10 protein-coding genes are annotated in these 12,256 nt (G+C 62.1%); 5 read left to right on the top strand and 5 right to left on the bottom strand.

What is annotated here, in order from left to right:
* Positions 1–10: 10 nt before the first annotated feature.
* The 4 genes from J1G18_RS05990 to J1G18_RS05975 all read right to left on the bottom strand — a co-directional run bounded on the left by J1G18_RS05990 (position 11) and on the right by J1G18_RS05975 (position 4,599).
* Positions 11–961, bottom strand: a complete 951-nt coding sequence (locus J1G18_RS05990; RefSeq protein WP_135296619.1) for an alpha/beta fold hydrolase — start codon at positions 959–961, stop codon at positions 11–13.
* Positions 962–1,852, bottom strand: coding sequence for a neutral zinc metallopeptidase (locus J1G18_RS05985; RefSeq protein WP_223007232.1), 891 nt, complete (start codon positions 1,850–1,852; stop codon positions 962–964).
* A 190-nt stretch (positions 1,853–2,042) separates the two neighbouring features.
* Positions 2,043–2,876: an aldo/keto reductase gene (locus J1G18_RS05980; RefSeq protein ID WP_223007231.1), complete on the bottom strand. Its 834-nt coding sequence runs from the start codon at positions 2,874–2,876 to the stop codon at positions 2,043–2,045.
* Complete coding sequence (locus J1G18_RS05975; protein ID WP_223007230.1) at positions 2,860–4,599, bottom strand: FAD-dependent oxidoreductase; 1,740 nt, start codon at positions 4,597–4,599, stop codon at positions 2,860–2,862. The genes J1G18_RS05980 and J1G18_RS05975 overlap by 17 nt, the downstream gene beginning before the upstream one ends.
* Positions 4,600–4,774: 175 nt before the next feature.
* Here J1G18_RS05975 and J1G18_RS05970 point away from each other — a divergent pair, with 175 nt between their 5' ends.
* The 4 genes from J1G18_RS05970 to J1G18_RS05955 all read left to right on the top strand — a co-directional run bounded on the left by J1G18_RS05970 (position 4,775) and on the right by J1G18_RS05955 (position 8,597).
* Complete coding sequence (locus J1G18_RS05970; RefSeq protein WP_223007229.1) at positions 4,775–5,551, top strand: IclR family transcriptional regulator; 777 nt, start codon at positions 4,775–4,777, stop codon at positions 5,549–5,551.
* A gap of 223 nt (positions 5,552–5,774) precedes the next feature.
* Complete coding sequence (locus J1G18_RS05965) at positions 5,775–6,836, top strand: Gfo/Idh/MocA family protein (protein ID WP_135296614.1); 1,062 nt, start codon at positions 5,775–5,777, stop codon at positions 6,834–6,836.
* 2 nt (positions 6,837–6,838) lie between these two features.
* On the top strand, positions 6,839–7,654 hold the full coding sequence (locus J1G18_RS05960) for a sugar phosphate isomerase/epimerase family protein (RefSeq protein ID WP_135296613.1): 816 nt from the start codon (positions 6,839–6,841) through the stop codon (positions 7,652–7,654).
* A 64-nt stretch (positions 7,655–7,718) separates the two neighbouring features.
* Positions 7,719–8,597: a DMT family transporter gene (locus J1G18_RS05955; RefSeq protein ID WP_134787382.1), complete on the top strand. Its 879-nt coding sequence runs from the start codon at positions 7,719–7,721 to the stop codon at positions 8,595–8,597.
* Positions 8,598–8,724: 127 nt separating this feature from the next.
* On the opposite strand, the gene J1G18_RS05950 is transcribed toward J1G18_RS05955, so the two are convergent.
* Positions 8,725–10,062, bottom strand: coding sequence for an MFS transporter (locus J1G18_RS05950; RefSeq protein WP_123588933.1), 1,338 nt, complete (start codon positions 10,060–10,062; stop codon positions 8,725–8,727).
* Positions 10,063–10,330: 268 nt separating this feature from the next.
* On the opposite strand from J1G18_RS05950, the gene quiC reads away from it, so the two are divergent.
* The gene (quiC, locus tag J1G18_RS05945) at positions 10,331–12,232 is read left to right on the top strand and encodes a 3-dehydroshikimate dehydratase QuiC (RefSeq protein ID WP_098965733.1); all 1,902 of its coding nucleotides are present in this window, start codon (positions 10,331–10,333) and stop codon (positions 12,230–12,232) included.
* Positions 12,233–12,256 lie beyond the last annotated feature (24 nt).

Genomic DNA, 12,256 nt, shown 5'->3' with positions numbered 1-12,256 from the left:
CCACAAGTCATTAATCAAACAGCGCTTTCAGCCCCTCCGGCGACGTCAACATCCCATCGCCGTTATGCCCGACCCCGGGCACTTCAACCAGCCGCTGATTGACCCCTTCCGGATGCCGGCGCAGCAGGTAGCCGAAAAACAGCTTGCCGCGTTCCAGCCGATACGCGCCTTGTGCCTCGGCGGCGCAACTCTTGTCCAGCGCCGGATGTTGCGGGTCTATGTCCTGCTGCCCCAGCAGATAAATCACCTCGCGTTTGATGTAGCTGCTCTCAAGCTGCATCGGCGTTTGCCCACCGGCGTACACCGGCATGTCGGTCAACCCGTACTTCCAGCGATTGAAACCCGGGCACTGTGCGTGATCGAACGCCATCGGCCGCTGTTCGTTGAAATACGCGTACGACGACGGATTGGCCACCACATAGCGCAGGCGAATGCCGTTGGCCTTCAGCGCCGGTTGCTCCTTGGCCAGCAGGGCGTAGCGCTGCACCACTTGCCCGCCGCCGGAATGGCCGAAAATCACGATCTGCTGCACATCCGGAAACTGCTTGCGGTCGCTGACCCGGGCAACGATGGCGTCAAGTGCCGCGTAGGAACTCAGCGGCTTCGGTCCTGTGGATAACCCGCCGCCCATCCACTCGTTGCCTTTCCAGCGCAGCAACGTGTTGGGCAGGGAGTACAGGGCGACGTCGCTTTCGTTGAGAAACTGCGGCGCGATCACCAGCGTGTGCGCCGTTTGCCCGGCCAGTTCGGTGGCGCGTTCGGCACTCTTGCGGTAGGTCTCGGCGTTGCGCAGACGACCGTGAATGACGATCAGCACCCGCTCGATTTTCTCCGGTGCCGGGCTGATGCCGACGGCCATTTCGCCGGCCTCGAATTGCAGGCGTCCGGGGCTGATGGCATCGACGCCCGCCGCGTGGGCGTTGCCGCCGATGATCAGTAAAGCCAAAAGCCATTTGCGCATTTACAGGTTTTTCGCCGCGAAGGTATCGCACTGGCCGACCTGGCCTTGGGCGAAACCGGTTTTGAACCAGCGCACCCTTTGCGCCGACGTGCCATGGGTAAACGAGTCCGGCACCACACGGCCCTGACCCTGTTGTTGCAGGCGATCATCACCGATGGCGTTGGCCGCATTCAAGGCCTCTTCGACGTCACCCGGTTCCAGCCAGTTCAGGCGCTTCTGCGCATGGTAGGCCCAGACGCCGGCGAGGCAGTCGGCCTGCAATTCCTGACGCACCAGCAAACCGCCGTCGCCCTGCATCTGCCGGCCTTGCTGACGGGCCGCCTGAATTTTTGCCGAGACGCCGAGCAACGTCTGCACATGGTGGCCGACTTCGTGCGCGATCACGTAGGCCTGGGCGAAGTCGCCGGCAGCCTTGAAGCGCTGGGCCATTTCCTGAAAGAACGCCATGTCCAGATAAACCTTCTGATCCGCCGGGCAATAGAACGGGCCGGTCGCCGAAGTCGCCAGACCGCAGGCGGAATTCACCCGGTTGCTGAACAGCACCAGGGTCGGGTCCTTATATTGGCGGCCGGCCTGCTGGAAAATCGCGCCCCAGGTGTCTTCGGTATCGCCAAGGATCGACCGCACGAATTCGGCCTGCTGGTCGTTGGCCGGTGGCGCCTGACGGGTTTGCGTCGAGGCCGGTGCCGATTGCTCGGTCATTTGCCCGGTGAGCTGGCCGAGGATCTGCAACGGATCCTGGCCGGTGATCCAGCCGATGCCGACGATCAGCAAAATCGCCCCCAGACTCAGACCCTTGCCGCCACCGAAACGCATGCCGCCGCCACCGCCGGTATCATCGCCACGGGCATCGACGACGTTGTCACTGCGTCGGCCTTTTTTCCATAGCATGTGGGAAATCCTCTTTCTGTTCGTGGTGATGAGTGTTGCTGGTGTGAGAGTGTGGCGCCAGTCCGGTCGTCCGTCTATTGGCGTACACGCAAACAGGCCCGGCCTCGGGTGACGAGGGCGGGCCTGTTATTGACGAGCGTGTGGGCGACTAATTCAATCCGTTGGCGGATTTCTCCTTTCGCACTGTGCGTCAGCGATCGAAGGCGTCCCACACCGGGGCGAAATCCGGGCTGACCTGACGCTGGTTTTTCGGCAGCGCGGCGATCAGTGCGCGGTCTTCAGCGTCCAGTTCAACCTGCAGCGAAGCCAGGTTCGCCAGTTGATTGGCGCGGCTGCTGGCTTTGGGAATCGCCGCGACGTTGGGCTGATCCAGCAGCCATTTCAATGCGACCTGAGTCGGCAGCACGCCGTGTTTTTTCGCGATCTGCTGAATCTGCGCAATGTCCGAGACCTTGTTGCGCGCCAGCGGTGTGTAGGCGGTCAGCGCCAGGTCGTGTTGGCGCGCATAGTTGAGCAGGGCGTTCTGGCCGAGGAGGACGTGGTACTCGACCTGGATCGCTGACAGAGGGATGCCGTATTCCTCGACGACTGTGCGCAGCAACGGCAGCGGAAAATTCGCTACACCGATGTTGCGCGCCAGACCCTGCTCCTTGAACGAAGCGAGGGTTTCAAGGGTGCGCGGCAGGTCCCAGCCGGTGGTCTGCCAATGGATCATGAACAGGTCGACGTACTCGCTGCGCAAGGCCTTGAGGCTTCGTTCCAGCGAGTGACGCATGGCGTCGGGTTGCAACTGGTCCCACCAGACCTTGGTGGTGACATGAATCTGCTCGCGAGGTGTCGGTGTGTTCGCCAATGCTTGTCCGACCGCGTCTTCGTTGTTGTAGGCCGCCGCCGTGTCGATGTGCCGATAGCCGAGATCCAGCGCTTGCTCCACGGCGCGGCTGCATTCGTCGCCGAGCATCGGCCAGGTGCCGAGGCCGAGTTTCGGCATGTTCAAACCCTGGGCGTTAACGATGTGCTGCATGGTCGATCTCCTGTTCGAAAGCAGTGATGCCGGCGATATGCCGGGCGGCGATGTAGCCGAAAGTCAGCGCCGGGCCAAGGTTGATCCCGCCTGCCGGATAGTGCCCGCCCATGATGCTGGCCATGTCGCCACCGGCGGCGTAGAGCCCGGCGATGGGCTGGGCATGAGCATCGAGCACTTGCGCCTGCGGGTTGACCTTGAGCCCGGCAAAGGTGCCGAAGCAGCCCGGTTGGACTTTCACGGCATAGAAGGGGCCTGTCTCTATTGGGGCAACGCAAGGGTTGGGAAGGTTCGCCGGATCGCCCTGTTTGCGGTTATAGGGCGTTGCGCCGCGACCGAACGACGGGTCCTCGCCGTGGCGTGCATGGCGGTTGTAGTCCTCCACCGTCTGGCGCAACCCGCTGGGGTCGATGCCGCAGGCGCTGGCCAATTCTTCAAGGGTGTTGCCGGTTTTCAGATAGCCGCTGCGGATAAATCCTGACACCGGCACGGGAAATGGCCGCGACATGCCCAAGCCATAACGCCGTTGAAAGGCACGGCTGCAGATCAGCCACGAGGCGACCTCTTCGCCTTCAGGCGTGGCGGCAACCATGGCGCTGACGTAGTCGTAGTAACCGTTGGCCTCGTTGACGAAGCGCTGGCCGTTGCGCAGTACGCCGATGATTCCCGGTTTGCCGCGTTCGATGATGTGTGGGAAATGGCCGATGCTGCCGTCAGCATGCGGCACTTGCGAGACCGGCGCCCAGGCCACGGGCGACGCCAGCTCGGTATTGACCGTGGCACCGACGCTTTCGCCCAGACGCAGGCCATCGCCATTCACCGCCAGCGGCGGCAGTGCCCAGTGTTCATGACCCGTGGGCGTGCGCGGAAACAAGGCCTTGCGCCGCTCGATGTCGTTGGCGAATCCGCCGGCGGCCAGCACCACGGCTTTGCGTGCATGAATGCGGATCGGGCCTTTGGCGCTGTTGACCAGCGCGCCGCAAACCCCTGCTTCATCGCGCAGCAGTTCGGTCACTGGCGCTGACTCCCATAACAGGACGCCAAGGTCCTCGGCGGACTTCGCCAGTCGTGCGACCAGCGCCACACCGTTGACCAGTTGCATGGCCCGGCCGTGTACCGCGAGGTCAAGCAAGTGCCGGGTAAAACGCCGGGTTACGTGCCACGCGGCTTTCAGCGAACGGGTGAGATTGAGGAACGCCGAAAGGTCGGCGCCGGCCATGATCGGCATGCCCATGAAGGACGTTTCGCGCATTGTTGTACGCAGGCGCCTGAGCAGGCGTCCGACTGTTCGTCCGTCGTAAGGCGCCGCGATGACCGAGCGACCGCCCGTGCCCGCGCCGGGCGTATCGCCATGAATGTCGGCAATGGCGTTGCCGTCGGCAAATTGCAGAGCAGTGTGCTGTTCGAAAAACGCGACCATGTGCGGCCCGGCGGTGAGGAATGCGTCGACCATTGCCGGGTCGTAATGCTCACCGAGTTCGTGGCGCAGGTAAGTGCGCGGTCGCTCGACGTCTTCGACGATGCCGGCGCGTCGGGCCAGCGGATTGCACGGCACCCATGCCCAGCCGCCGGACCACGCGGTGGCACCGCCGAACACCGGATCTTTTTCAACCACGATGACCTTCAGGCCGTGCCATGCGGCAGTGACCGCTGTGGATAAACCGGCGGCACCGGAGCCGACGACCAGAACGTCACAGTCGATTTCGGGAAGTTCGGCAGGCATCAGGCAAAGCTCCGCAGCTGGGTTTTATTGGAATCAGGTTCCGGAAATTAACCAATGATGTGCAGCTGCAACAAGGCATGGTTTAGTAAAGTGGGCGGTTATCGCACGCCAGTTCCGGATTTCGCTTTGTCTCGGATGTCTTCTAGAATCGGCAAAATTTCACTTGGACCTTCCCATGGCCGGCAGTCAGATCGAACGGGTTTTCAGCGTGCTGGAAAGCCTCACCAGTGAGCCGCGCGGGCTGCCGATGCAGACGCTGGCCGAGCAACTGGACATCCCGAAAAGTGCCACCCACCGGATGCTCGCGGAGCTGATTCGGTTGGGCTACGTGCGGCAGAATGCCGACACTTTGCGCTATCACCTGTCGACCAAACTGGTGGCGATGGGGTTTCAGTACCTGTCGAGCAGCGGTGCCGACATCGTGCAACCGGTGCTGGATCGACTGGCGCAGGAAACCGGTGAACTGGTGCGTCTGGGGGTGATCGATGGCGAGCGCCAGACCTGGATCGCCAAGGCGCAGGGCGCACGCACGGGCCTGCGTTATGACCCGGACATGGGCCGCGACGCGCCGTTGTTCTACACCGCTTCCGGGCATGCGTGGCTGGCCTGCATGAGCGATGCCGAGGCGTTGTCGCTGGTCGAGCGCCAGGGCGCGGAAGTACCGGTGGGCGTCGGGCCGAATGCGCCGCGCTCCAATATCGAACTGCTGGAGCGCCTGCGCCTGGCGCGGGAACAGGGTTATGCCTGTGTCGAGGAAAGTTCGGCGGTGGGCACCTCGGCGATTGCCGCGGTGGTCAAGCATCCGGTTGACGGGCGAGTGATCGGCGTACTGAGCATTGCCGGGCCGAGCGCCCGGATGCCCGGCGCGCGGCTGCACGAATTGGCGCCGCTTCTGATGCGGTTCACGGAGGAATTGTCGGCGGCGAGCCTGGCGTCCGAATTGTTCGTCTGACTCGCACCGATCCCTGTAGGAGCTGCCGCAGGCTGCGATCTTTTGATCTTGAAAATCAAAGTCAAAAGATCGCAGCCTTCGGCAGCTCTACAGGTTGAGCATCAAGTACGAAGTTGTGCGGTGTCCGCACGGTTTTCCCATCACTGGGTGTTTGATTGTGGAACGCGGTTCTAAATTGTTGCTGGAGTGACATTTCCAACAACAATCACAAGAGGATCGCCCCTTGACTTCGCCCCTTCGTATCGCCCTGATTGGCGCTGGCAACATGGGCCAGCAGCATTACCAGCACCTGCAAACCCTAGAAGAAGCCCGGTTGTGCGCAGTGGCCGATCCCGGTCCGCAGGCTCCCGCGCTGGCGGCGCAGTGGGGCGTGGCGTATTTCGCCGATCACCGGCAGATGCTGGAGCAGGTACGGCCCGATGCGGTGATCGTGGCCAATCCGAATAATCAGCACGTCAGCACGGCGCTGGATTGCCTCGCCGCCGGGGTTCCGGTGTTGCTGGAGAAACCGGTCGGCGTGCACCTGGATGAGGTGCGTGAGCTGGTGGCGGCGGTCAAACGCTGTGGCGTGCCGGTGCTGGTCGGCCATCATCGGCGGCACAATCCGCTGATCGTGCGCGCCCATGAGTTGTTGCGCAGCGGCGCGCTCGGGCGGCTGACCACGGTTACCGCACTGTTCCAGTTACGCAAACCCGACCGTTATTTCGAGATCCCGTGGCGCCGTGAACCGGGGGCGGGCCTGTTGCTGACCAATCTGATTCACGACCTCGATCTGCTGCGTCATCTGTGCGGTGAAGTGCAATCGGTGCAGGCCGTCACCGACAACGCGGTGCGGGGTTTTGCCAACGAAGACAGTGTCGCGGTGTTATTGCAATTTGCCGGCGGTGCACTGGGCACGCTGAGCGGTTCCGATGCAGTTGCCGCGCCGTGGAGTTGGGAGCTGAACTCCGGGGAGAACCCGGTCTATCCGCGTCAGGACGATCAGCCGTGTTATCTGCTGGCGGGCACCGCCGGGGCGCTGAGCATTCCGCAACTCAAGCGTTGGCATTACGCTGCCGATCAAGTCGATGCCGGTTGGCACGAACCGCTGATCGCGCAGCAAGAACAGTGTGAGGCAGGGGACGCGTTGCGGTTGCAGCTGCAGCATTTTGTGCAGGTCGCGCGGCGTGAGGTCGAACCCTTGGTCAGTGCCGCCGATGCCGCGCGAACCCTGGCGCTGGTCGAGGCGATTCGTGAAGCGGCGGCCAGCGGCCGTGCCTGTTCCCCGGCAGCGGTCGAGGCTTGAGCATGAACGAACGAATCCTGTCTCTGGCCAGTCTCACCGTACTCGAATTGTCGCCACCGCAAATGGTCGAGGTGGCGGCGCGTGCCGGTTACAGCCATGTCGGTCTGCGCCTGGAGCCGGCGACGGCGGAGGAATATCACTTTCCATTGGTGGCCGATGGCGGCTTACGGCGTCAGACGTTGGCGCGTTTGCGCGACACTGGCATCGCTGTGCTCGATGTGGAAATCCTGCGTCTGAAACCGCACACCGTGGTTGCCGATTTCGAGAAGCTGCTGGCCGTCGGCGCGGAGTTTGGCGCCAGTGAATTACTGGTCGCCGGCAATGATCCTGACGAGCAACGGCTCACCGACAACTTTGCCGCGCTATGTGATCTGGCGGCGCCTTACGGTTTGCATCCGCATCTGGAGTTCATGCCCTGGACCGATGCGTGCAACCTCGAACAGGCGTTGCGCATCGTTGCCAATGCCGACCGGGAAAACGCCGCGGTGCTGGTCGATGCCTTTCATTTCGATCGCTCCGGTTCACGGCTGGAGGATCTGGCCCACGTCGCACCTGCGCGCCTGCGTTATGCGCAATTGTGTGATGTGGCGGGACCGAGACCGGCGGACATGGCCGAGATCTTGCGTCAGGCGCGCAATGAGCGGCGGTTTCCCGGCGAGGGCGATTGTGACCTGCACGGTTTGTTGCGCAGTCTGCCAGCTAATATTCCACTGAGCCTGGAGATCCCCACGGTAAAACTGCTGGAGCAGGGCGTCAGCGGATTGCAACGAGCGCAGATGGCGCTCGACAGGACGCGGGAATTGTTGGCGCAGTTATAAGTCAGTTTTTGTGGCGGGGCGCCAGCGTCCTCGCCACTGTTTATTTTTCCTTCAGAGATATCCAATGACCGTCAGCACCCCGCTCTCCGGTGTCAACCAACCCTTCAAGGGGATCTTGCTGATTGTCGTGGCGACTTTCCTGTTCTCCAGCCACGATGCGCTGTCGAAATACCTCTCGGGTTTCTACCCGATCATCATGGTGGTCTGGGCGCGGTATCTGGTGCACACCTTGCTGATGGCGGGGATTTTCCTGCCACAGTCGGGGTTGCGCGTGCTGCGCACCAAACGACCTTTATGGCAGTTGGCGCGGGCGCTGTGCCTGCTCGGCACCAGTCTGTTTTTCACCACGGCGCTGCTGTATATCCCGCTGGCCGAGGCCACGGCGGTCAACTTTCTCGCGCCGGTGCTGGTGACGGCGCTGTCGGTGCCGTTGCTCAAGGAACGGGTGACGCGCGGGCAGTGGATCGCGGTGATCTGCGGTTTTATCGGGGTGCTGATCATCGTCCATCCGGGAGGCGAGTTGTTCACCCCGGCGGTGCTGCTGCCGTTCTGCTCGGCGTTGTTTTTCTGCTTCTATCAACTGCTGACGCGCAAGCTCGCGGAAATCGACAGCCCGACCACCAGCAACTTCTTCGCCGGGTTGTGCAACACCTTGGTGATGAGCGCGCTGGTGCCGTTCTTCTGGCAAGTGCCAACGTTGTCTCACGCCGTGTTGATGCTGGCGCTGGGCAGCTGCGGGATGACCGCGCACCTGTTTCTGACCCAGGCGTTCCGCCATGCCGCGCCGGCATTGCTGGCGCCGTTCGGTTATTGCCAGATCGTGTTTGCCGGGTTGTTGGGGTGGGTGGTGTTCAACCACACGCCGAGTCTGTTGACGGTGATCGGCATTGCGGTGATCTGCTGCAGCGGCCTGGCGGCGGCTTGGCAGCAGAGCCGCAGATGAGAGAGATAAATAACCCTGTGGGAGCGGGCTTGCTCGCGAAGGCGGTGGATCAGTCGACATCTTCAGTGACTGACTAAATGCTTTCGCGAGCAAGCCCGCTCCCACAGGGGGGAGGGGTGCAGGCAGGTTATTCGGTGACGTCTGGAATCTTGCGCGGTGCCATGAAGTACATCCAGGTCAGGGCAATGAAGTACATCGCCGGGATCAGCGTGAACAGCACCGTGTAGTTGTTATGGGTGACGGTCAGGATGTGGCCGACGATCTGGGTCATGAACATCCCGCCGATCGCGGCGCACATGCCGCCGAAACCGAACACCGTGCTCATCATGTGCTTGGGCGTGTAGTCCATCACCAGGCTCCAGATGTTCGCAGTCCAGGCCTGATGCGCGCCGATGGCCAGGGAGATTGCCGCGACGGCGACCCACAGATTGCTTGAGCCGGCGGCCATGATCACGCCGATGATGCAGCAGGCGAACAGGAACATCGACAGCAGCCGCGCCTTGATCGAGTTCATGCCGCGACCGATCAGGAACGAAGACAGAATGCCGCCGCCGACACTGCCGAAGTCGGCCGTCACGTAGATGATGATCAGCGGAATACCCATCTGGGTGACGTTGATGCCCAGGTTGTATTGCTGATTGAGAAACGGCGGCAGCCAGTACAGGTAGAACCAGAACACCGGCGCAGTCAGCGAGTAGGCGAGGGCGAAGGCCCAGGTGCCGCGCATGCGCAGGATGCGTGAAAACGGTACGCGGGCCTGTTCCGGTTCGACTTCCTGCTGGATGTACTCAAGCTCGGACTGTTTAACGCTTGGATGGTCTTCCGGGTTGAAGTACTTCAGGCCCCAGAACAGCAGCCAGATCCCGCCGAGTGCCGACATGCACAGGAACGCCGCCTGCCAGCCCCACACGTGAAGAATCAGTGGCAGCAGCATCGGCGTGAACATCGCGCCGACGTTGGTCCCGGCGTTGAAGATGCCGGTGGCCACTGCACGTTCGCCGGCCGGGAACCACAGCCGGGTGGTTTTCACGCAGGCCGGGTAGTTGGCTGCTTCGGTCAGGCCGAGGATGAATCGGCAGACCATGAAGCCCACCGCCGAAGTCGCCAGGCCGTGGGCGCCGGTAGCCAGGCTCCAGAGCAGCACTGCGCAGAAGAACACGCGTTTCACGCCGACCCGGTCGATCAGGCGTCCCTGCAGGACGAAACCAATCGCGTAGCCGACCTGAAACCAGAAGTTGATGTTGGCGTAATCCATCGCCGTCCAGCTCATTTCCTTGGCGAGGATCGGCTGCATGACGCCGAGGGCTGCGCGGTCGATGTAGTTCAGGGTCGTGGCGAAAAACACCAGCGCCAGCATGCCCCAACGGGTCTTGCCGACAGCCATGGCGCCGCGGATCTTGTCGCCGATGCCACCCGTGGCAGTGCTCATGGCCGGGGCCATGCGGGAAGTCTGTGAAGGAATCATTGTTCCACCCGTTTTTGAATTTGTTATGTGGTGTTGTTTGCACGCACTGCGACCGAAGGTTCATTTCCGGACTCAATGTGAAGTCGATGGTGGGCAGTGGACGAAAAATCGTCAATTCGCCGAAACGCCATAGTGTTCGATAATCGCACGCAAAACTAACCGGCTGGTACACTTTAAATTGCTGCTGAAGACGATGCAGCCAATAATTTCCTCACGATAAAAAATGATCCCCTGTAAAAAAACTGCAGCGCAGTCCGGGAGTAGCAACATGCAGCGTTCCATTGCCACCGTTTCCCTGAGCGGCACCCTGCCGGAAAAGCTCGAAGCCATTGCCGCCGCCGGGTTCGACGGCGTCGAGATCTTCGAGAACGATCTTCTGTATTACGACGGCAGCCCGCGGGAAATCAGGCAGATGTGCGCTGACCTGGGGATCGCCATCACCCTGTTCCAGCCGTTCCGCGATTTTGAAGGCTGCCGCCGTGATCGGCTGGCGCGCAATCTGGAGCGGGCCGAGCGCAAATTCGACCTGATGCAGGAGCTGGGCACCGATCTGGTGCTGGTCTGCAGCAACGCCTCGGCGGACAGCGTCGGCGACCGGCAGATTCTCGTCGATGATCTGCGGCTGCTGGCCGAACGTGCCGGCGCTCGCGGGTTGCGTATCGGCTATGAAGCGCTGGCCTGGGGCCGGCACGTCAATACTTATCAACAGGTCTGGGACATTGTTCGCCAGGCCGACCACCCGGCACTCGGCGTGCTGCTCGACAGCTTTCACACCTTGTCGCTGAAAGGTGATCCAAGCGCGATTGCCGACATTCCTGGCGACAAGATCTTCTTTGTGCAAATGGCCGACGCGCCGATCCTCGCCATGGACGTCCTGGAGTGGAGCCGGCATTTCCGTTGCTTCCCGGGGCAGGGCGAATTCGATCTGCCGGGGTTCCTCGCGCCAATCATCCAGAGCGGTTACACCGGGCCGTTGTCGCTGGAGATCTTCAACGATGGCTTCCGCGCCGCGCCACCACGGGCCAACGCCGCCGATGGTCTGCGTTCGCTGCTGTATCTGGAAGAGAAAACCCGTCAGCGCCTGGAACAGCAAGCAACGCCAGTGGCCAACCGTGAAATCCTCTTCGAAACGCCGCCGGCCAGCGAGTACAACGGCATCGAGTTTCTCGAGTTCGCCGTCGACGAAAGCCTCGGCGCCAAACTGAGCAACTGGCTGGAGCGCCTGGGCTTCGTTAAGGCCGGGCAGCACCGCTCCAAGAGTGTGAGCCTGTTGCGCCAAGGCGATATCAACCTGATCCTCAACGCCGAGCCGTATTCGTTCGGCCACAGTTTTTTCGAGGCCCACGGCCCGTCGCTGTGTGCCACCGCTGTGCGGGTCAAGGACAGCGCCAGCGCCCTGGCCCGCGCCGTCGCCTACAAGGGCCAGCCCTATCGCGGCCTGGTCGGCCCCAACGAACTGGAACTGGCCGCGGTGCGTGCGCCGGACGGCAGCCTGATTTATCTGGTGGATGAGGCGGCGGACGTTTATGGCACCGACTTCAATCTGCTGCCGAACGCTCAGGCCCGTGGCGGCCTCAAGCGCATCGATCACATGGCCATGGCGCTGCCGGCCGACAGCCTCGACAGCTGGGTGCTGTTCTACAAGAGCCTGCTGGATTTCGAGGCCGACGATGAAGTGGTGCTGCCCGATCCGTACGGTCTGGTGAAAAGCCGGGCGTTGCGCAGCCGCGACAGCTCGATCCGTCTACCGCTGAACATCTCCGAGAATCGCAACACCGCGATCTCCCACGCGCTGTCGAGTTATCGCGGCTCCGGTGTGCATCACATCGCCTTCGATTGTGATGACATCTTCGCCGAAGTCAGCCGCGCCAAAGAAGCCGGTGTGCCGTTGCTGGATATCCCGCTCAACTATTACGACGACCTCGCCGCGCGCTTCGATTTCGACGACGAGTTCCTCAGCGAGCTGGCGTACTACAACGTGCTCTACGACCGCGACGCGCAGGGCGGCGAGTTGTTCCACGTGTACACCGAGCCGTTCGAGGGGCGCTTCTTCTTCGAGATCATCCAGCGTAAAAACGGCTATGCCGGTTATGGTGCGGCGAACGTTGCGGTCCGTCTGGCGGCGATGGCCAAATCACGCAGCGGTGCGGTGCGTCAGGCGAAGTTGTAGGAATTTCGTAAACGCGGGATTAAA

Source organism: Pseudomonas sp. MIS38 (assembly GCF_019891575.1).
Lineage (GTDB): Bacteria > Pseudomonadota > Gammaproteobacteria > Pseudomonadales > Pseudomonadaceae > Aquipseudomonas > Aquipseudomonas putida_A.
The sequence above is the reverse complement of the archived record's forward strand: the minus strand, read 5'-3'. Positions and strand labels throughout refer to the sequence as shown.